Origin of the sequence: Rhabdothermincola sediminis (assembly GCF_014805525.1) — a bacterium.
GTDB lineage: Bacteria > Actinomycetota > Acidimicrobiia > Acidimicrobiales > Acidimicrobilacustridaceae > Rhabdothermincola > Rhabdothermincola sediminis.
In genome coordinates, this window is record NZ_JACFSZ010000008.1 from 106,163 (window position 1) to 124,869 (window position 18,707).

The 18,707-nt window shown below is 71.7% G+C and carries 22 protein-coding genes; 16 read left to right on the top strand and 6 right to left on the bottom strand.

What is annotated here, in order from left to right; genetic code table 11:
* Window positions 1-10: 10 nt before the first annotated feature.
* A complete protein-coding gene (locus tag HZF19_RS08385; protein ID WP_208028311.1) occupies window positions 11-601 on the bottom strand; it encodes a histidine phosphatase family protein in 591 nt (196 codons plus the stop codon).
* A gap of 94 nt (window positions 602-695) precedes the next feature.
* Here HZF19_RS08385 and HZF19_RS08390 point away from each other — a divergent pair, with 94 nt between their 5' ends.
* The 11 genes from HZF19_RS08390 (at window position 696) to HZF19_RS08440 (ending at window position 8,947) form a co-directional block, all read left to right on the top strand.
* Complete coding sequence (locus HZF19_RS08390; protein WP_208028312.1) at window positions 696-947, top strand: MoaD/ThiS family protein; 252 nt, start codon at window positions 696-698, stop codon at window positions 945-947.
* Window positions 947-1,762 carry a hypothetical protein gene (locus HZF19_RS08395; protein WP_208028313.1) on the top strand — a complete coding sequence of 272 codons (816 nt, stop codon included), beginning with the start codon at window positions 947-949 and terminating at the stop codon, window positions 1,760-1,762. The genes HZF19_RS08390 and HZF19_RS08395 overlap by 1 nt, the downstream gene beginning before the upstream one ends.
* A gap of 63 nt (window positions 1,763-1,825) precedes the next feature.
* Entirely contained in the window at window positions 1,826-2,362 is a 537-nt protein-coding gene (locus HZF19_RS08400; RefSeq protein WP_208028314.1) for an RsiG family protein, read from the top strand.
* Window positions 2,363-2,393: 31 nt separating this feature from the next.
* Window positions 2,394-2,753, top strand: coding sequence for a helix-turn-helix domain-containing protein (locus HZF19_RS08405; protein ID WP_235979696.1), 360 nt, complete (start codon window positions 2,394-2,396; stop codon window positions 2,751-2,753).
* Between the two features lie 5 nt (window positions 2,754-2,758).
* A complete protein-coding gene (locus HZF19_RS08410) occupies window positions 2,759-3,967 on the top strand; it encodes a glycosyltransferase (RefSeq protein ID WP_208028316.1) in 1,209 nt (402 codons plus the stop codon).
* Window positions 3,968-4,018: 51 nt separating this feature from the next.
* Complete coding sequence (locus HZF19_RS08415) at window positions 4,019-4,489, top strand: YbjN domain-containing protein (protein ID WP_208028317.1); 471 nt, start codon at window positions 4,019-4,021, stop codon at window positions 4,487-4,489.
* 115 nt (window positions 4,490-4,604) lie between these two features.
* Window positions 4,605-5,831: an MFS transporter gene (locus HZF19_RS08420; protein ID WP_208028318.1), complete on the top strand. Its 1,227-nt coding sequence runs from the start codon at window positions 4,605-4,607 to the stop codon at window positions 5,829-5,831.
* Window positions 5,828-6,619: a pyrroline-5-carboxylate reductase gene (gene proC / locus HZF19_RS08425; RefSeq protein ID WP_208028319.1), complete on the top strand. Its 792-nt coding sequence runs from the start codon at window positions 5,828-5,830 to the stop codon at window positions 6,617-6,619. Before HZF19_RS08420 ends, proC begins: the two co-directional genes overlap by 4 nt.
* 117 nt (window positions 6,620-6,736) lie before the next feature.
* Window positions 6,737-6,931 (top strand): helix-turn-helix domain-containing protein, encoded by a 195-nt coding sequence (locus HZF19_RS08430; protein WP_307781172.1) that lies wholly within the window; start codon window positions 6,737-6,739, stop codon window positions 6,929-6,931.
* 61 nt (window positions 6,932-6,992) lie between these two features.
* Window positions 6,993-7,871 (top strand): SAM hydrolase/SAM-dependent halogenase family protein, encoded by an 879-nt coding sequence (locus HZF19_RS08435; RefSeq protein ID WP_208028320.1) that lies wholly within the window; start codon window positions 6,993-6,995, stop codon window positions 7,869-7,871.
* Window positions 7,872-8,113: 242 nt separating this feature from the next.
* Window positions 8,114-8,947 (top strand): hypothetical protein, encoded by an 834-nt coding sequence (locus HZF19_RS08440; RefSeq protein ID WP_208028321.1) that lies wholly within the window; start codon window positions 8,114-8,116, stop codon window positions 8,945-8,947.
* Between the two features lie 21 nt (window positions 8,948-8,968).
* Here HZF19_RS08440 and HZF19_RS08445 read toward each other — a convergent pair whose 3' ends face one another.
* From HZF19_RS08445 to HZF19_RS08455, 3 genes are read right to left on the bottom strand one after another with little or no spacing between them, the layout of a single operon-like run.
* The gene (locus HZF19_RS08445) at window positions 8,969-9,808 is read right to left on the bottom strand and encodes an ABC transporter permease subunit (protein WP_208028322.1); all 840 of its coding nucleotides are present in this window, start codon (window positions 9,806-9,808) and stop codon (window positions 8,969-8,971) included.
* Window positions 9,805-10,809 (bottom strand): ABC transporter ATP-binding protein, encoded by a 1,005-nt coding sequence (locus HZF19_RS08450; protein ID WP_208028323.1) that lies wholly within the window; start codon window positions 10,807-10,809, stop codon window positions 9,805-9,807. The genes HZF19_RS08445 and HZF19_RS08450 overlap by 4 nt, the downstream gene beginning before the upstream one ends.
* Window positions 10,810-10,852: 43 nt before the next feature.
* Window positions 10,853-11,554, bottom strand: coding sequence for a CAP domain-containing protein (locus HZF19_RS08455; protein WP_208028324.1), 702 nt, complete (start codon window positions 11,552-11,554; stop codon window positions 10,853-10,855).
* A 167-nt stretch (window positions 11,555-11,721) separates the two neighbouring features.
* Here HZF19_RS08455 and HZF19_RS08460 point away from each other — a divergent pair, with 167 nt between their 5' ends.
* The gene (locus HZF19_RS08460) at window positions 11,722-13,215 is read left to right on the top strand and encodes a long-chain-fatty-acid--CoA ligase (protein WP_208028325.1); all 1,494 of its coding nucleotides are present in this window, start codon (window positions 11,722-11,724) and stop codon (window positions 13,213-13,215) included.
* Window positions 13,216-13,253: 38 nt separating this feature from the next.
* On the opposite strand, the gene HZF19_RS08465 is transcribed toward HZF19_RS08460, so the two are convergent.
* Window positions 13,254-14,048 (bottom strand): hypothetical protein, encoded by a 795-nt coding sequence (locus HZF19_RS08465; RefSeq protein WP_208028326.1) that lies wholly within the window; start codon window positions 14,046-14,048, stop codon window positions 13,254-13,256.
* Window positions 14,049-14,151: 103 nt separating this feature from the next.
* Between HZF19_RS08465 and HZF19_RS08470 the strand changes: the two genes are divergently transcribed.
* Genes HZF19_RS08470 through hemC form a run of 4 tightly spaced genes read left to right on the top strand, consistent with a single transcriptional unit; the run spans window position 14,152 to window position 17,821 of the window.
* Window positions 14,152-15,003: a redox-sensing transcriptional repressor Rex gene (locus HZF19_RS08470; protein WP_208028327.1), complete on the top strand. Its 852-nt coding sequence runs from the start codon at window positions 14,152-14,154 to the stop codon at window positions 15,001-15,003.
* A 5-nt stretch (window positions 15,004-15,008) separates the two neighbouring features.
* Window positions 15,009-15,638 (top strand): precorrin-2 dehydrogenase/sirohydrochlorin ferrochelatase family protein, encoded by a 630-nt coding sequence (locus tag HZF19_RS08475; RefSeq protein WP_208028328.1) that lies wholly within the window; start codon window positions 15,009-15,011, stop codon window positions 15,636-15,638.
* Window positions 15,614-16,873, top strand: a complete 1,260-nt coding sequence (locus HZF19_RS08480; RefSeq protein ID WP_208028329.1) for a glutamyl-tRNA reductase — start codon at window positions 15,614-15,616, stop codon at window positions 16,871-16,873. Before HZF19_RS08475 ends, HZF19_RS08480 begins: the two co-directional genes overlap by 25 nt.
* Before the next feature lie 24 nt (window positions 16,874-16,897).
* Window positions 16,898-17,821, top strand: coding sequence for a hydroxymethylbilane synthase (hemC, locus tag HZF19_RS08485; protein ID WP_208028330.1), 924 nt, complete (start codon window positions 16,898-16,900; stop codon window positions 17,819-17,821).
* Between the two features lie 5 nt (window positions 17,822-17,826).
* Here hemC and HZF19_RS08490 read toward each other — a convergent pair whose 3' ends face one another.
* A complete protein-coding gene (locus HZF19_RS08490) occupies window positions 17,827-18,651 on the bottom strand; it encodes an MBL fold metallo-hydrolase (protein WP_208028331.1) in 825 nt (274 codons plus the stop codon).
* Window positions 18,652-18,707 lie beyond the last annotated feature (56 nt).

Here is an 18,707-nt window from a genome sequence, read left to right on the forward strand (position 1 = left end):
GCGCCGCTGGTCACAACACTGACGGGACGGTGAGCTCGTCCTCACTGGCCAGTAGCAGCCGGTCACCGAGTTCGAGGTGCCCACCGTGGTGCGTCACCCACCGGGCCCCGAGATTCGGGATCCGTCCGGCAGGGTCGCCGTGGTAGCCCTCGAGCGCGTAGATGATCCCGCCGTGGCACACGATCACCACCTCGGCCCCCCGGTGCCGACGCTCGATGCGCTCCAGCGCCCGCGTCACCCGTTCGATCACCGAATCGTCGTTCTCGTAGCCCTTCGGGCGCCGACCGGCCTCGATCCAGCCCGGCCACCGGGCTTCGATCTCGGCTCGGGTCAGTCCGGACCACTCACCCGCGTCCCGCTCGACCAGGTCGGCGTCAGGGATCACCGGGCCCACACCGAGCTGCTCGGCCATGATGCCGGCCGTGTCGAATGCACGCCGTAGTGGCGAGGCGACGATGGCATCGACGCGCCCCAGGCGAGCGGCGGCGTGGCGTGCCTGGCGGCGTCCCAGCCCGGACAGGGGGGGATCGGCCCGGCCCTGCCACCGGCCTTGGGCGTTCCATTCCGATTGGCCGTGGCGGACGAGCAGCATCCGGGTCATACGGCGGGCAACCGTAGTGGCTGACCGCCCACGTTTCGGCCGCCCGCACCCGGGCGGGCGGGCGAGGAGCGAGCCGGCACTACGCTTCGGGTCCATGGCGACGCTCCGCCTGTTCGCCTCGGCGAGAGAGGCAGCCGGTACGGCGCGCGACACCGTTCCGGGGGCTACCGTCGGCGAGGTGCTCGATGCGGCCGAAGCCCGGTACGGGCGCGTGTTCGCCGAGGTCCTGGCGGGCTGCCGGGTGTGGTGCAACGGCGAGCCGATCACTCGGGATGCCGCGGTCGGCGAGGGCGACGAGATCGCGGTGCTGCCTCCCGTGTCCGGTGGCGCGGTCGGCGTGAGGTGATGCGACCGGCACGACCGACCGGGGCCGGCTCCGCGGACGACTTCGCCTCGTTCGCCTGGGTGGACCGCCTGGTCAGTGGCTACGACCTCGAGGGCCCACGGGTGCGGATGGGGATCCTCTGGTTCGTGCTGGCGGTGGCGGCCGCCGTCGCGGGCTCGGTCGCGGTGGCCCTGCTCTTCGGGATCGTGGCGTTCGCCGCCGCGCTGCAGACCGCCGCCGCCTGGCGACGGACCCGTCGGCGGCCGAGCCGGCTGGTGGCCGGCACCGGTGCGCTGGCGATGCCGGTGGCGGCGACGCTGGGCATCGGGCTGGCCGGCGTGGCCGCGCTGGCGTTCGCCGCGGCGGCCGCGCTTGTCGCCGCCGTGCAGCCCCGCCGCCGCTTGCACCCGGTCGCCGCCGCGGGGTACACGCTGCGATGCGGCTTCTTCGTCGCCCTGGCGGCCGCGTCGGCGGTGTTCCTCGCCCGTACGGACGCGGCGGCGCTCGTCACGCTGGTGGTGCTGGTGTCGGCCTTCGAGACCGGTGACTACCTCGTCGGCACCGGCGCCGCGAGCCCGGTGGAGGGGCCGGTCGCCGGTATTGCCGCCGTCTTGGTGCTCACCTTCACGGTGGCGGTCTTCGAGCTGCCGCCTTTCGAGAGCGGCTCGGCTTGGGTTTTCGGGGGGTTCGTCGCGGTGCTCGCCCCACTCGGGCGGTTCCTCGCGCCGGTGCTGGCGCCGTCCGCCGACGCCCGGGTTCCCGCGTTGCGCCGGCTCGATTCCTACCTCCTCGTGACGCCGATCTGGGCCTGGATGCTCTGGCAGTACCTGCTCTGAACGTCCGGGTGTCGGAGCCCGCCGGCGGGGACCTGGTCGAGGTGGCCGGGGTACGCTCTGGCCGTGACGCCCGATGCCGAGGACCTGCTGGCCCCCGATGTGCTCGCAGATCTCGAGCACCAACCGATAGACCGGGTCCGGGCCAGCCGGGCCGCGTGCATCGAGGTCGAGACGGGCCTGTCCTACCTGCGGCGCCTGGTGCAAGGACCGCTCGACATCGTGAGTCGCGAGCGCGCCCGGCGTGATGCGGGCCAGCCTGAGCCCGCGGACCTGTCGGCGCTGGTGAAGGAGCTGCCCGATCTGCTCGCGGACGGTACCCGGGCGCAGGGCGTCGGCCGGTTGCCACAAACCTTGGAGCCCACCACCGTCGATCCGCAGCTCGCAGCGGAGCTGGCCGCCCTGCTGGGCGACGGCCGGCTCGCCGCGGTGACCTCGATGCCCGACGACGAGCTGCGTGCCCTCGAGGGCGCGCTGGCCGACATCGAGCGGCGGGTGTCCGACCGCCGGCGAGCCTTCCACGAACGCATCGACGCCCTGCAAGCGGAGCTGACCCGCCGATACCGGACGGGTGAGGCGTCGGTGGAGTCGCTGCTGGAGTGACCCGGCCCTAACCTTTGGGGACGTGAACGAGCTGGAGCAGCGATGGAGCGACCTCGGTGCGTTCATCCGTGAGCAGCGCCGGGTGGGCCAGCTCTCGCTGCGGAAGCTCTCGCAGCTCGCTGGGGTGTCGAACCCCTACCTCAGCCAGATCGAGCGCGGGCTTCGCAAGCCGTCCGCTGAGATCCTGCAACAGATCGCTCATGCCCTCGAGATCTCCGCGGAGACCCTCTACGTGCGAGCCGGCATCCTCGATCAGCGCGACGGTTCGGTCGACGTGGTGGGGGAGATCCGCCGTGACCCGGGCCTGACCGAGACCCAGAAGAAGACCCTCGTCCACATCTACGAGACCTTCCGGGCCGAATCCGAACCCGGCGACCGCGTTGCCAGCTGATCCGCATGCGCAACCTAGCTGTCCTCTCCCTCCACACCTCCCCGCTCGTACAGCCCGGCATCGGCGACAGCGGGGGCATGAACGTCTACGTCCGCGAGCTCGTGGGCGCGCTGGCGCAAGCTGGCGTCCACTCGACGGTCTACGTGCGTCGCTGGCGCCACGACCTCCCCGAGACCATCGAGGTGGAGGCGGGTTTCCGGGTGGTCCACGTCGAGGCCGGACCGTACGACCTGAGCAAGGAACAGCTTCCGGAGGTGACCGATGAGTTCGCCGAGGCCGTGGGGCGACACCTTCGCCGGGGTGGTGACACCGACGCCATCCACGCCAACTACTGGCTGTCGGGGGTGGCGGGCCACCGGCTCAAGCACGAGCTCTCGCTCCCACTGGTCTCGACCTTCCACACGCTCGCCAGAGTGAAGGCGGAGACGGGCGACCCGGAGCCGGCCAGGCGTGTCGAGGCCGAGACCGAGGTCGTGTCCTGCTCCGATGCACTGCTCGCGTCGTGCGAGACGGAGCTGGAACAGCTCGTCGAGCTGTACGGCGCGCCGCGGGAGCGGGTGGAGATCGTGCCACCCGGTGTCGACCACGCCTTCTTCTCGCCGGGTGATCGCCGCGGCGCGAGGCAGGCGCTCGGACTGGGGGACCACCCAGTGCTGCTCTTCGTGGGCCGGATCCAACCGCTCAAGGGGCTCACCATCGCCATCCGCTGCCTGGCGCTGATCGACCCCCGAGCGGTGCTGGTCGTGGTCGGCGGGCCGAGCGGGATAGACGGTGAGGCCGAGCAACGCCGGGCGCGGGCACTGGTGAGCGAGCTCGGGTTGGGTGACCGGGTGCGGTTCGTGCCCCCACAGCCCCATCACCTGCTGTCCACCTACTACCGCAGCGCTGACGTGTGCGTCGTACCGAGCCGATCGGAGTCCTTCGGGCTGGTGGCCTTGGAGGCTGCCGCGTGCGGCACCCCGGTCGTGGCCGCCAGCGTCGGCGGGCTCACCACGCTGGTCCAGCACGGCCGCACCGGGTTTCTCGTCGACGAGCGCGACCCGGAGGCCTTCGCCGGGTACGTGAGCGAGATCATCGCCGACCACGAGCTGGCCGAAGGGTTGGCGAGGTCGGCCGCCGTGAGGGCCAGCCGGTACACGTGGTCGACGACCGCTGCCCGGCTGCGCCGTCTCTACGCGGATCTCGCCGCCCGATCGCTCGTGACCTGCTCGTGAACGAGGCGCGGGTGCCCGGGGGAGGTCGGCCCCGACGGGTCGGAGGTTCACATGGCTGACGAGATCGCGACCCGGGAGGCGCGGGACCGGGTCGAGGGACTCATCGACCGATGGCTCGCGGACCAACTCGCCGGCAACCCGGTGGTGGTGGCCGTCGAGAAGCACGTCGATCCACTCGTCGGCGATCGTCGCTGGTCCGTGCGGATCCACGGGGAGGAGAAGGACGTCTACACGGTCCGGTACGCGCTGCGGCAGCGGAGCCTGCACTACGAGACCTACGTCATGCCTGCGCCGGAGGAGAACCACGCCCGGTTCTACGAGCACCTCCTGCGTCGCAACGCGGGCTTCAACGGCATGGCGTTCGTCATCGGTGAGGAGGACGCGGTGTTCCTCGTGGGCCAGCTCCCCATCCACGCGGTGGACGAGGGGGAGCTCGATCGGATCCTGGGCTCGGTCTACTCGTATGTCGAGCAGTGCTTCCGTCCCGCGCTGCGGATCGGCTTCGCCTCACGATTTCGATGAGTATCAATCATTTTCCCTCCTTTTTCTTGTTGTTCATCACCACCCCGACTAGGGTGGTCGGCGGGCCCGGGGAGCACCCCCCCACCGGCGCCGATCGGGGAAGACGGTCACTGGTGTGAAGCTCCTCGGGCCCTCCGCCCGCCGGCGTGAACGACCTGCGCTGGCGTTGGTGTTCGCGATCACCGTGACCGGCATCCTCGCCAACACGCTGGTGAACGCGCCCCTCCCGGACATCCTCGACGACTTCGGGGTCCCGGAGACCGGAGCGGGACCGTTGGTGGCGGCCGCCACCTTGCCCGGCATCGTCATCGCGCCCGCCATCGGCTTGCTGGCCGATCGCTTCGGGCGGCGACAGGTGCTCGTGCCCTGCCTGGTGGTGTTCGGTCTGGGAGGTGTCGGCGCAGCGTTCGCCCCGTCGTTCGGGGCTCTGCTCGGGTTGCGGCTGGTCCAAGGGGTGGGATCGGCCGGGCTGATCAACCTCGCCGTGGTGCTGCTGGGGGACTACTGGGAGGGTACCGAGCGGGCCCGGTTGATCGGTTACAACGCGGCAGTGCTGACGGTGTCGGTGGCGATCTTCCCTGCCGTGGGTGGGTTGCTGGCGGAGGCGGGCGGATGGCGATGGTCGTTCGCGCCGTACGGGTTCGCGCTGGTGACCGCGCTGGCCGTGTGGTGGGGCGTCCCCCCGCGTCCAACCCCGGTGACGATCCCGATGCGTCGCCAAGTCCACGACGCGCTGGCGGTGTTGCGCCGGCCGGCTGTGCTGGGCGCGGTCTCGTTCGGCTTCGTCCTGTTCGTGTTGGTCTTCGGGCTGTTCCTCACCGTGCTCCCGCTGCTCCTCGAGCAGCGCTTCGGGCTGGCCGCCGGCCGGCGGGGCTTCGTGCTTGCGGTTCCCGCGACGGGGGCCACCGTGGCCGCGCTCTCGCTGGGCCGGCTGCGGGCACGGTTCGGGCGGCGGACCCTGATCCTCGTGGCCTCGATGCTCTTCACGGTCGGCTTCGTGGTCATCGGGGCCGCACCCGTCCTGGGACTGGTCTTCGCCGGTGCGGTGCTGTACGGGTTCGGCGAAGGGATGTCCATCCCGACCGTCCAGGATGTCGTCGCCGGCTACGCACCGGAGGCGAGCCGGGGCGCGGTGGTCGCGGCCTGGGTGGGGGCGGCCCGCGCCGGGCAGACCGCCGGGCCGCTGCTGGCCGCGGTCTCGATGGGTGCGGTGGGCCCGGGGGGCACGTACCTGATCGGCGCGGTCGTGGCTCTCGCGATGGCTATGGCGGTCCTCGTGGCGCGCACGGGCAGGATCCAGGACCGGTACGGCGGCAGGCAAGCGGTAACGTCCGGCCCATGATTCGACTCCAGCTGGTGGGCGGGGGCCGCATGGGCGAGGCCCTCCTGGCCGGACTGCTCCGGGCGGGGTGGGCGGAGCCCGGCGAGCTAGCCGTGGTGGAGCGCATCGCTGCCCGCCGCGACGAGCTCGGCTCGGCCTTCCCCGGCGTCGCCGTCATCGACGCACCCGTGCCAGCCGAGGGTGCGGTCATCGCGGTCAAGCCGGGCGACGTGCCGGAGGCGTGCAAGGAGGTCGCGCTCGCCGGCGTGCGGCAGGTGCTGTCGATCGCGGCCGGCGTCGACACCGGCACCCTCGAGTCGGTGCTGGGTGGCGGGGTGGCCGTGGTGCGAGCCATGCCGAACACTCCGGCGGTCGTGGGGTGCGGAGCGGCGGCCATCGCAGGCGGGGCCAGCGCCGGGCAGGCCGACCTCGACTGGGCTCGGTCCATCCTCGATGCCGTCGGGATCGTGGTGGAGGTCAAGGAGGAGCAGCTCGACGCGGTGACCGGGCTGTCGGGTTCGGGGCCGGCGTACCTCTTCCTGGTGGCGGAGAGCCTGATCGAAGCGGGCGTCCTCGTGGGGCTACCCCGAGAGGTGGCCGAGGTGCTCGCCGTGCAGACGATCATCGGTTCGGGCACGCTGCTGCGCGAGTCCGACGAGCACGCGGCCGTGCTGCGCGCCGCGGTGACCTCTCCGGGCGGTACCACGGCGGTGGGGCTGCATGAGCTCGAGCGGGGTGGAGTGCGCTCGGCCTTCCTCGCCGCGGTGCAAGCCGCCACGGAGCGGTCGCGCCAGCTCGGGCGGGGCTGATCACCACCCGGAGACGACCGCGCCCGGGGTGGGTGCGGGGCGCCGCCGGGCCCGCTTTCGCCACCCTCGGTGCGCGGTTAGGGTGTCGATCCATGCGGAGCGAGGGGACCTTCTGAGGTGGCGTCACCGGCGTCGCGCGGGCGCTTCCTGACGGTGGCGGAGGTGGCCCAGATGATGCGGGTCTCGACCATGACCGTGTACCGGTTGATCAAGGCCGGCGACCTCGCGTCGGTGCGGGTGGGCAAGAGCTACCGCATCCGCGAGGAAGACGTCGACGCCTACCTCGCGAAGCGCTACACCGAAGCTGGCTGAGCTTCGCCGGGCCGGGCCGGGCGGTTCGCAGCGACGGGCCCCCGCCGCTACCGTCGGCCCGATGCCGTTGCGGTACGACACGGTCACGTTCCTGTCCGACTACGGGCGGGTCGACGAGTTCGTGGGCGTGGTGCACTCGGTGATCCGGTCGCTCGCACCGGAGGTGACGGTGATCGACCTCACCCATGACGTACCTCCCTACGACGTGCGCGCCGCGGGTCTCACCCTGGCCCGGAGCGCCCAGTACTTGTGTCCCGGGGTGGTGTTGGCCATCGTGGACCCAGGCGTGGGCACCGACCGCCGTGGGGTGGCGGTCGAAGTCGGCGAGGGCATGTCGGTGCTGATCGGCCCCGACAACGGGGTGCTGGCGCCAGCCGTGGCGCTCTGCGGGGGCGCGTCCCGAGCCGTTGCCCTGACCAACCCCGACTACCAACTCCCGGCCCCCGGGCCGACCTTCGCCGGGCGGGACGTCTTCGCTCCCGCCGCGGCCCACCTGTGCAACGGGGTGCCGCTCGAGGAGCTCGGCGAGGTGGTCGACCCCGTGACCCTCCTGCCCGGCGTGCTGCCGGTGACCCATGAGGACGGCGCTGCGCTCGTGGGGGAGGTGCTCTGGATCGACCGGTACGGCAACGCGCAGCTCAACGTGGACCCGGCCGAGATCGAGCCGTACGGTGAGCGGGTGCGCCTGCGCTTCGAGGGTGAGCAGCGCACCGCTCGGCGGGTGCGCACGTTCGCCGAGCTGGCTGCGGGCGAGATCGGCCTGGTGGTCGACTCCTACGGGTTGGTGTCGGTGGTCGTGGACCGCCACTCCGCGGCCCAGGAGCTCGGGCTGCGGCCATCGACCGAAGTTCGCCTGGAGCCGATCCCCGACAGCGATGAGGGAGAGGAGTCGGGGATCACGACCGCGGTCCACCTCGCCCGGAAGGAGGCTCGCCCGTGAGACCCGGAACCGTGATCACCCTGGGCATCCTGCTCCTGCTAATCCTCGGCGCCGCGGTGCTGCAGCTGTTCGTGCTGGCTCGCTGATCGGCGGTTCCGCGAGCCGTGTCCAGGCTCGGTCGTCCCGTCCGCCGGTCAGTGGCGAGCGCACGGGGCCGTCCGGGCCGGCACCGGTGTGCAAGACTTGTGCTTTCGCCGTCTGTTCGCCGTCGGGTGGTCGTCGGCGATTGCTGGGAGGAAGACATGTCGAGGTTGACGAAGCTGGCTGCGGCCACGTTCGCAGGAGCCCTGCTCTTCAGTGCGTGCAGCAGCAAAGAGAGTGGTGAAGCGGGGAAGGACCAGGACAGCGCCCCGGCCACGACCTCCGCGCCGACGACGACTGCACCGAAGGCCACGACCACCATCGACACCTCCGACGACGAGGGCCTGGCCACGAGCGCGCTCATCGGTACCTCCGATCTCCCACCGGGCGAGTGGTCCGCCGGCGAGGTCGACTCGTCGACGGGGAGCTCCAACACGGCGTCGGGGGACCTGCTGAAGGTCGCCTCGTGCCGGAAGCTGGTCGACGACCGCGACGCGGTCGAGGCGGAATCGACCGGGCGAGCGTCGATCACGTTCTCGCAGGGTGTCGGCGAAGAGGTCCAGATCAGCAACGACGTGGAGTTGTGGCCCTCGGCCGCCACCGTGGAGCAGATCGGCAAGATCACGAACGCTCCTGGGTTCCAGACCTGCATGTCCGATGCGCTGGCGCGGGAGATGGGTGACAGCGGCGACGTCACGGCGACGCCCAGCGACGTGCAGGTGACGGCGTTCAACGTCGGGGTCGATGCGAACGCTGCCGGGGTCGATTTCATCACCGGCGCCACTGTGCGCTTCTCGATGGACATCGGGGGTGCTGCGGCCGGCGGCGTGGTGCGCTTCGTGTTCATCGGCTCGGGCCGGGGGCTCGCGACGGTGAGCCTGATGGCCTTCGAGGTCCCGGGCCTCACCCAGGCGGTCGATCTGGACTCACTGGATCTGGGCAAGACCGTGCGCGCCGCCGCGTCGAACCTCGCCGAGATCACCAGCTCCCGCTGACCCGAGCCTGTCCGGTCTGGGTCAGGCGGAGGTGGCGAGGCGGTCGCGCGTGAAGCGCGTCCCGTTGAATGCCACCAGCCCGAGCGAGAACATCCAGATCAGGGTGCCGGCAGCCAGGACTCCCCACCAGGGGAGCAACAGCAGCGCGGAGGCCTGGGTCGCGCCGAGGAAGATCAACGGCAGGATCACCGCGCCGCCGAGCTGGTTCGCCTCTTGGGTGGTCTTGGCCCGGGACGACACCACCACCAGCAGCCCGAGGGCCAGCAGAGCAATCGCGGGTGCGATCCACACGATCATCACCGTCCACTGGGTGAACGGCAGGAAGGCCCGCCCGGTGACCGGCCAGGCCACGAGGTTGCTCACCAGCGCGTAGAGCACCGCGCCGATCCAGGTGATGGCCACCGCGGGGAGGAAGGCGCCGAGCACCTTGGCCACGAAGAGGTCCCGGTCGCTGATGGGCAGGTGCAGGAGACCCTCTAGTGTCCGGCGTTCCTTCTCGCCGGCGAAGGCGTCGGCGGCGAGCACCGCCGAGACCATCAGGGGGATGACGAGCAGCAACGGTGGCAGCAGGTAGCCGAGGGTCAGCACCACCATCTGCTCCTGCTCGGGCAGCGAGGAGATCGGCCCGGTGAGGTCTTTCACCACACTCGACGAGAGTGCGTTCTGCACCTGTTGCGACGAGGAAGACCGGGCGATGAGCCCGAGCACGAACGGCAGCACCACGATCAGGATGAGCGGCACGAAGATCATCGGCAGCACGATGGGCTTCGAGCGCCGCACCGCGGTCAGGTCCTTGCGGACCACCGTGCGGATGGCCCGGCGGTCCATGCCCTGCCCGGACGTGTGCCCCGCCCCGCTCATCGCTGGTTCTCCGAGCCCTGGAGGCGCCGGCGGAGGAACCCGTCACTGAAGGATGCGTCGCCGGTCTCGGCCAGGATGCGTCGCTCCACCTCGAAGTAGACGTCCTCGAGGGTCGGCGGGTGAGCGACCGCACCGAACACCTGCACCTCGTGCGCCACGAGCGCGGCGACCGCCGCGGCCAGCGCCTCACGACCCCTCACGCGTAGCTCGGCCCCGGTGGGCGACGCCGTGGCCCGGGTGACGCCGTCGATCGCGCGGAGGGCGCGGAGGACCGGTTCGGTCGCCGGACCGCCGAGGTCCAGGTCTGCGGCCATGTCCTGCCAGATCTCCGCCGCGATCTCCTGGGGGCTGCCGAAGGCTCGCAGCCGGCCGTTGTGCAGGACCGCCATGCGGTGCGCGAGTCGCCCTGCCTCGCCCAGGAAGTGGGTCGCCAGCACGATGGTACGCCCCTCGCTTGCAAGCTCGTGGATGAGGTCGATCACGTCGCGTGTGCCGGCGGGGTCGAGCCCCGAGGTCGGTTCGTCGAGGAACAGCACCTCCGGATCGTGCAGCAGTGCGCGGGCGAGCGCGATCCGCTTCCGTTGCCCGGTGGAGAAGCCCTGGGTGAGGTCGCCGGCCCGATCGGCCATGCCGAAGCGCTCGAGCATCTCGTCGACCCGGCGCCGGGCGGCCGCGGCGTTGAAGCCGCGGATACGGGCGGTGAACTCCAGGTTCTCCCGGGTGGTGAGCCGGTCGTCGAGCCCGGCGTTCTCCGTCAGGACCCCGGTGCGTCGGCGTACCGCTTCGCCGTCTCGGGTGGCGTCGAAGCCGAGGACCCGAGCCGTGCCCCGGTCGGGTCGCAGCACGCCGTTGAGCAGGCGGACGGTGGTGGTCTTGCCCGCCCCGTTGGGCCCGAGCAGTGCCAGCACCTCCCCGCGCTCGACGGAGAACGTGACGCGGTCGACGGCCAGACCGCTGGCGAAGCCGCGGGTCAGCTCGACGGTCTCGATGGCGGCGGTCACGGCACCAAGTGTGGTCGCGGACCGGGGGTGATGTCGTTTCGGCTCAACCGGTGGCGTCGCGCAGCGCTTCGAGCATCGCGGCCACCCGGCCCGGCTCTGCCGGCGGCGGTGGGCTGGCCGGGGTGCTCGGTGGGGCGGGGTCGGGTTCCGCCGGCGGGTGGGTCGCCGGCGGGCTCGTGGTGGATGCTCTCGGAGCGGCAGCTCCGAAGCCGCCGGCCGAGCCGTTCGTCGTGACCTCCGACCCGCCGGAGCCCTCGTCCGCCGAGCCGCCGCCGGCCACGGCCATGAACCGGTGGACCACGAACTCCCGGTCCCCCACGAAGGTGGTGCCGATCCCGATGTGGGTGAACTGGGGATCGACCAGGTTGGCGAGGTGCGGGGGACTGTTGAGGAAGGCTTGCCAGATGCCCTGCCGGTCGGTGCCGGTGCCGACGTTCTCGCCCAGCTTCGTCCAGTCGGCCGTGACCCCCCCGGCGAGGTTCGGGTCGTGGGAGATCGCGCCGTCGGCGGCCATCTTCTCCGACCAGCGTTGGGCCAGCGAGGAGAGGTTGGCATCGAGCTGCAGTGGAGCGAGGCCGCGCGAGGACCGCAGGTCGTTCACCAGACGCAGCCACTCGCCGGTGCTTTGGGCGTGGACTGGCGAGGCCCACAGGCCAGCGGCGGCGATCACCGCCAGGGCCAGCACGAGGGCCGCGGGGAGCCTCCCGTGGCTCGCCCTCCGAACCCGCTGGTGTGACATCCTCATCTACCCGACCCTTCGTCGCCTCTCGTGCCCTCCCCGTGGGCGGGGAGCCTCTCTGAGGTGTTGTCGTCATCCGGAGGCCGGAGGTTGAGCGGGCTCGGCGCCCATCAGGGCGCGCGCTCCGTGGTCGGGGCTGCACCCCGGCGCAGCCGTGGGTAGGGTGCGCGGCGGTGAACATCGCCTCGATCATCGAGCCGCATCCTGGCGACGCCGTGGCCCTCGTCAGCCGGGGCAAGCCCACGACCTACGGCGAGCTGCGGGCCCAGGTGGCGGCGCTGCGCGGCGGCCTGACCGGTCTCGGGTTGCAGGCGGGGGATCGGGTCGGGATCGCCTGCGGCAACAACTGGTACTTCGTGGTCGCCTACCTCTCGGTGACCGGCGTGGGATGCATCGCGGTGCCGCTGAACCCGCTGGCTCCCGCGCTGGAGCTCGAACGGGAGCTGGCGGTCACCGGCTGCCGAGCGCTCGTCGCCGGTCCGGCGGCCAAGGCGTCGGTGCAGGGGCTGGATCGTTCTGCGGTACCGTCCCTCGAGCACCTCTTGGTGGCGGCGGGCACCGAGCTCGCTGGTGCGGTCGAGCTGGAGGAGCTGCTCGGGGCCGAGCCGGTCCCGATCGTCGAGCGTGATCCCGACGAGCTGGCGGTGCTGATGTTCACGAGCGGCACCGCCGGCCCACCGCGAGCGGCGATGCTCAGCCATCGGAACCTGCTGTCGAACCTCGAGCAGGTGCACGCGCTGGCGGCCCGGCGCCAGCATCCCGACGATGTCGTGTTCGGCGTGCTGCCGCTGTTCCACATCTTCGGGCTCAACGTGATGCTCGGTCTCACCCTGTACTCGGGGTCACGGGTGGTGCTCATCGAGCGCTTCGACCCTGCCTCGGGTCTCGAGGCGATCGAGCGGCACGGCATCACCATCGTCACGGGCCCACCGACCATGTGGGCGGCGTGGGCCGGCCTGCCCGCAGCGGACCCCCGGGCGTTCGAGTCGGTCCGGCTCGGCATCTCGGGGGCGGCCAAGTTGCCCATCGAGACCGCGCAGCTCATCGAAGACCGCTTCGGGCTCCACCTCGACGAGGGGTACGGGCTGACCGAGGCGTCCCCCGTGGTGACCTCCGCCACCGGCACCGACGCTCCGTGGGGCTCGATCGGGTTGCCGTTGCCTGGTGTGCGCATGCGGCTGGTCGATGCCGACGGCGAGGACGTGCTCGCCGGCGACACGGGAGAGATCTGGGTCCAGGGCCCGAACGTCTTCCAGGGCTACTGGAACGAGCCGGAGGCCACCGCCGCGGCGTTGACGGCAGACGGTTGGCTCCGCACGGGTGACATCGCGGTGGTGGACGACGAGGGCTACGTGTTCCTCGTCGACCGGGCCAAGGACCTCATCATCGTGTCGGGCTTCAACGTCTACCCGGCCGAGGTCGAAGCGGTCCTGGCCGAGCACCCCGCGGTGGAGGCGTGTGCCGTGGTCGGGGTCCCGCACCCCCATTCCGGTGAGGCGGTGAAGGCCTACGTGGTGCTCGCACCGGGCAAGGCCGCGGAGGAGGATGACATCGTCGCGTGGTGCGCCGAGCGGCTCGCCCGGTACAAGTGCCCGAGCAAGGTGATGTTCGTGGACGAGCTCCCTCGGGGGATCGCCGGGAAGGTCCTCCGGCGCGCCCTGCGCTGAACGGCCCGGGTTGGCCGCCGACGACGCCAGGCGGGTGATCAGGCGCGCGTGAGACGGGTGGGGGTGCCCAGCGGCCCTTCCCGCTGGCGGTCGGGCGGGTACCACGGCTGTGGCGGGGTCGAGACGGCCGGGGTGGCGGTCAGCAGGAAGCCGCCGAAGATGATGGCGATGCCGACCACGAGGGAGACGGCGAACGCGTCCATCTCGTCGAGCACCGAGTTGAGCAGCCCTCCCGTGCTCAGCACGAGGGTGCCCGCCGCGATGAACAGGTTGGCGAGTGCCAGCCGGCGGGGCGAGACCGGCGAGCGCGGGACGCCGCCCGCGGCGGGCCTGCGGCCCGTGCGCAGCAGCCGCCAGGCACTCACGAGCGCCCCGCCGATGATGACCAGCGCGGCTACTCCGGAACCGACCGCGGCCGCGATGCGGGGCCCGACCCCGAACACCTCCGCGCCCCGGGGCAGCACGTCCTCCTCGATGGGTGCCACCAGCGGGGCCGACACCACCAGGCCTGCACAGAACGCGCCGAGCAGGGAGACGACCAGCGCCCATCGATCGCCGGTGCGTGGCCGGCCGAGCAGGTAGACGGTGCCCAGCGCGAGGAACGGCACGTTGAGGATGGCCCCGAACAGGTAGAAGACCTTGAAGCTGACCTCGTCCCAGCCGAGCGCCGCGCCCCACCACAGCGCCGCCGAGGCTATCGAGAACATGAACAGGGCAGTGGTCCACGCGGCCTCGTGGCGCCGCCGGCGATCGAGCCAGCGGTCGAGGGTCGACAGGGCGAAGGCGAGCGACACCAGCGTCGCCGCCGCGGCGAGCGCGGCGTGGAGGGTCATCCTCACGAGGCTACGGGACGCCTCCCAGGAGCCGGAACGCGGTGGTGCGACGGCCGGCGACGACTTTGTGAACGGTTGCACGAGGCCACTACGCTCGGCGGCCATGGAGCGCGGCCCTCGACGGATCCCGGAGGCCACCGTCGCTCGCTTGCCCGTCTACCTGCGGATCCTGCTCGAGCTGGCGGAGGAGAAGGCGACCACCATCTCCTCCGAGCGGCTGGCGGAGCTGGCCGGGGTCAACGCCGCGAAGGTTCGCAAGGACCTGTCGTACCTGGGTAGCTACGGCACCCGGGGCGTGGGGTACGACGTCGAGTACCTGCTGTTCCAGATGAGCCGCGAGCTGGGCCTCACCCATGACTGGCCGGTGGTGATCGTGGGCATCGGCAACCTCGGGGCAGCCCTGGCCAACTACGGTGGGTTCGGAGCCCGTGGTTTCCCGGTGGCGGCCCTGATCGACGCGGATCCCGCGAAGCAGGGGATGGAGGTCGCGGGCCTGCGGGTCCGGCATCTGGACGAGCTGCCCGACGTGGTGCGCGAGCACGAGGTCGCCATCGGCATCATCGCCACCCCTGCCTCCGTGGCCCAGCAGGTCGCCGACCGGCTGACCGAGGCCGGTGTGACGTCGATCCTGAACTTCGCTCCGACCGTGATCTCGGTGCCACCGGGAGCGTCGTTGCGCAAGGTCGACCTCGCGCTCGAGCTGCAGATCCTCAGCTTCTACCGCCAGCACGCGGCGATCGACGCCGCCACGCGCACCGGCGCGACCGGTCACGGGAACGGCGGGTCGACCCCCCGTGGCGAGTTGAACCCGGACGCCGGTGGTGGCGCCGCCAGGCTCTCGGGCGGCCGGGGGGTGGGGAAGCCGGCCAAGGCGGCTGAGTCCGAGCGGCGGGCCGCGACCGTGGATCGCCGGCCTCGGCCGGCACGGGCGAGCGCCGAGACAGGTCCGGGCTGATGCCGGTGGACGATCCGCTCTTCCCGGTGAACCTGCGGCTCACCGGGCGTCGATGCCTGGTGGTCGGCGGTGGGCGGGTCGCGCAACAGAAGGTGGAGGCCCTGCTGGAGGCGGGAGCGGCGGTCCATGTCGTGGCCCCGGCGGTCAGTGACGTGATCCGGGCGCTGCCGGGGGTCACGTGGGACGAACGGCCCTACCGGGAGGGAGACGTCGCGGGGTACCGGTTGGTGATCACGGCGACCGGCGATCGCGAGGTGGACCGGGCGGTGTACCTGGACGGCGAGACCCACGGGGTCTGGGTGAACAGCGCGGACGACCCCGACCACTGCGCGTTCACCCTTCCCGCTCGGCTGCGCCGCGGTCGCCTGCTGCTCGCGGTGTCCACCGCCGGGAGCAGCCCCGCGGTCGCCACGTGGCTGCGTCGGCGGCTCGAACGCGAGATCGGGCCCGAGTACGGCGAGCTGGTGGAGCTGGTCGCCGAAGAGCGGGAACGGATCCGAGCCGAGGGGCGCTCGACCGAGGAGGTCGATTGGCAAAGGGCCCTGGACTCGGGAATGCTGGAGCTCATCCGCGAGGGTCGCCTCGCCGAAGCCAAGGAGCGCCTCCAGGCGTGTCTCTCGTCGTCATCGGCCTGAACCACCGGACCGTCCCGCTCGATCTCCTCGAGCGCATGACGATCGACGAGTCGCGACTCCCCAAGGCCCTCCACGACGTCGCCTCCCGGGAGTTCGTGAGCGAGGCCGTCGTACTGTCGACCTGCAACCGCACCGAGATCTACGTCCTCGCCGAGCGGTTCCACCCCGCCTACCACGACATCCGCAACTTCCTCTCCGAAGTCGCCTACCTGCCACCCGAGGAGTTCAGCGATCACCTCTACGTCCACTACGACGACGACGCGGTCCACCACCTGTTCGCCGTCGCTGCGGGGATCGACTCCGCCGTGGTCGGCGAGGCCGAGATCCTCGGGCAGGTTCGAGCGGCGTGGGAGCGGGCCCGCGACGAGGGCACCAGTGGTGCGGCGCTCAACATGCTGTTCCGGCATGCGCTCGAAGTCGGCAAGCGCGCCCGCAGCGAGACCGGCATCTCGCGCAGCATCGTGTCCGTGTCGACCGCAGCGGTGGCCATGGCCGCCGACCGGCTCGGCAGCCTCGAGGGCCGGCGGGTGCTCGTGCTGGGCGCGGGCGACATGGGCGAAGGCATGGTACGAGCGCTGGTGCAGCGGGGTGTCGGGGACCTGTTCGTCGCCAACCGCACCTGGGAGCGGGCGCTGGAGCTGGCCACCCGGGTGGGGGGAACGGCCGTTCGGCTGGCCGAGCTGAACGAGACCCTCGCCACCGTCGACCTGCTGCTCACCGGAACGGGCGCCAGCTCGATCATGCTCGAGCACGGGGACCTGGCCCGAGTGATGCGGGCTCGCCCGGGCCGGCCGTTGCTCGTGGTCGACGTGGCGGTACCCCGCGACGTCGATCCGGGCGCAGCGGAGCTGGCAGGCGTCACCCTGCTGGACATGGACGACCTGCGCGCCTTCGCCTCGGCGGGGATGGCCGAGCGGCGGCGCGAGGTGACCGCCGTCGAGCGCATCATCGCCGAGGAGCTCGAGCGGTTCACGGCGCTCAGCACCGCTCGGGAGGTCGCACCGCTGATCGCCGCGCTCCACGACAAGGCCGAAGCCGTCCGGACAGCCGAGCTGGAGCGGTTCTCGGCCCGGCTTTCGGCACTCGATCCCGTGGCGCGGGAGGTCGTCGAGGCGCTGACCAGAGGGCTCGTGGCGAAGTTGCTGCACGAGCCCACCGTTGGGCTCAAGGGAGCTGCCGGGACTCCTCGGGGCGAGCGGCTGGCCGAAGCGGTCCGTGACCTGTTCGATCTCTGACCGGCAGGGACGGATCGCCACCACGTGAGCGAGGCCGCCGTGCGGATCGCCACCCGGGGCAGTGCCCTGGCGCGCTGGCAAGCCGAGCACGCGGCGCGGCTGCTCCGGCGGGCTGCGACCGCGGCCGGGCTGGAGCTCGAGGCCGAGCTGGTGGTGGTGGAGACCACGGCCGATCGGCGGCTCGACATCCCGATCCCGGAGATTGGTGGCAAGGGGGTCTTCGTGAAGGAGGTCCAAGCCGCCCTGCTGGATGGCCGAGCCGACGTGGCGGTGCACTCGGCCAAGGACCTGCCGTCGACGACCCCGGACGGCTTGGTGCTGGCGGCCGTTCCCCAGCGAGCGGATCCCCGTGACGCGCTGGTGGGCTACACGTTGGCGAGTCTGCCTCGGGGCGCGGTGGTGGCGAGCGGGTCGCTCCGCCGTCGCGCCCAGCTCGCCGCGCTGCGCCCGGATCTGGTCTTCGAGGGTCTGCGGGGGAACATCGCCACCCGCCTGGAGAAGATCCCGCCCGGCGGGGCGATCGTGATGGCGGTGGCGGCGATCGTGCGGCTGGGCATCGACCTGGCCGGCATCGACCACGAGATCCTTGCGCCGTCGGTGATGGTCCCCCAGGTCGGCCAGGGAGCGCTGGCCATCGAGTGCCGCTCTGACGAAGCGAGCCTGCGCGACCGGTTACGTGCTGTGGAGCACGCGGCCTCCCGCACCGCGGTCGATGCCGAGCGGGCGTTCCTCGCCGAGCTCGGCGGTGACTGCGGCCTGCCGGCGGGTGCCTATGCCACCGTCGACGACCGCACCGGGATGATCACCCTGGAGGGCATGCTCGCCGCGCCCGACGGCAGCACCGTGCTGCGCCACGTGGCAGCCGGCACCGATGCGGTGGCGGTGGGTCGGGCCGTCGCCCGGCACCTCCTCCACGAGGAGGGGGGAGCCGCACTCCTCCCGGGCTGAACGGCTCAGAGCGTGAGCTCCCATCCGTCGTGGGCGAGCACCACCTCGCCGCCGAACTCGGTCGCGGCAGCGTCGATCCAGTCCTGCTCGGTTCCGGGCGCGGGGGAAGGGATGGGATGGGTGAGCACCAGCGTCCCCACGCCGGCGCGCGCCGCGGTGCGGGCTGCGTCCTCGATACTGGAGTGGTATCCGAGGATGTCCTGCAGGCGTGGGACCGGGATGCTCTCCACCAGCGGGCGGTGCAGCACGGTCTGTACGTACACGTCCGCCCCGGCGCAGAGCCGGTCGAGGCCTTCGCAGGGCACCGTGTCGCCGGCGATGACGATCGAGTGCCCATCCGCCTCGACGCGGTAGCCGACCGTCGGGTGCACGGGCCGGTGGTCGGTGGGCTCGCAGGTGATGCGGATCCTGCCCTCGTCGAACACGATGCCGGACGTCGCCTCGGTCACCTGGCACTCGGGCTCCCATTCCAGGTCGGGATGGTGGGCGAGCCGGTAGCCGATGTCGTCCTCGAGCATGGCGAGGGTGCGCCGGACGAAGCGTTCGGTGCCCGGCGGCCCGTACACGGGCAGCGGGCGTGGTGTGAGTGACATCGCCCAGCGCATGGTCACGACGTCGTTGAAGTCGGTGACGTGGTCGCTGTGGAGGTGGGTCAACAGGACCGCCGCCAAGCCCGCGGGCAGCACACCCGTGGCCGCGGCCCGCATCAGCACGCCTCGCCCGCAATCGAACAAGAAGTCGAGGCCTGCGGCTCTCACCAGCGTGGCGGGCCCGGCGCGGTGCGGGTCCGGGAGGGGGTTGCCGGTGCCGAGGGTCACGAGCTGCACCACCCGACCGTAGGAACTTGCAGCCTGACTGTCAATAGTTCGCGGGGACAGGCTCTGCG

Excerpts from the sequence above, each read along its gene's own strand:
- HZF19_RS08385 (WP_208028311.1), bottom strand. The coding sequence starts at position 601 with ATGACCCGGATGCTGCTCGTCCGCCACGGCCAATCGGAATGGAACGCC.
- HZF19_RS08390 (WP_208028312.1), top strand. The coding sequence starts at position 696 with ATGGCGACGCTCCGCCTGTTCGCCTCGGCGAGAGAGGCAGCCGGTACG.
- HZF19_RS08395 (WP_208028313.1), top strand. The coding sequence starts at position 947 with ATGCGACCGGCACGACCGACCGGGGCCGGCTCCGCGGACGACTTCGCC.
- HZF19_RS08410 (WP_208028316.1), top strand. The coding sequence starts at position 2,759 with ATGCGCAACCTAGCTGTCCTCTCCCTCCACACCTCCCCGCTCGTACAG.
- HZF19_RS08415 (WP_208028317.1), top strand. The coding sequence starts at position 4,019 with ATGGCTGACGAGATCGCGACCCGGGAGGCGCGGGACCGGGTCGAGGGA.
- proC (WP_208028319.1), top strand. The coding sequence starts at position 5,828 with ATGATTCGACTCCAGCTGGTGGGCGGGGGCCGCATGGGCGAGGCCCTC.
- HZF19_RS08435 (WP_208028320.1), top strand. The coding sequence starts at position 6,993 with ATGCCGTTGCGGTACGACACGGTCACGTTCCTGTCCGACTACGGGCGG.
- HZF19_RS08440 (WP_208028321.1), top strand. The coding sequence starts at position 8,114 with ATGTCGAGGTTGACGAAGCTGGCTGCGGCCACGTTCGCAGGAGCCCTG.
- HZF19_RS08445 (WP_208028322.1), bottom strand. The coding sequence starts at position 9,808 with ATGAGCGGGGCGGGGCACACGTCCGGGCAGGGCATGGACCGCCGGGCC.
- HZF19_RS08455 (WP_208028324.1), bottom strand. The coding sequence starts at position 11,554 with ATGAGGATGTCACACCAGCGGGTTCGGAGGGCGAGCCACGGGAGGCTC.
- HZF19_RS08465 (WP_208028326.1), bottom strand. The coding sequence starts at position 14,048 with ATGACCCTCCACGCCGCGCTCGCCGCGGCGGCGACGCTGGTGTCGCTC.
- HZF19_RS08470 (WP_208028327.1), top strand. The coding sequence starts at position 14,152 with ATGGAGCGCGGCCCTCGACGGATCCCGGAGGCCACCGTCGCTCGCTTG.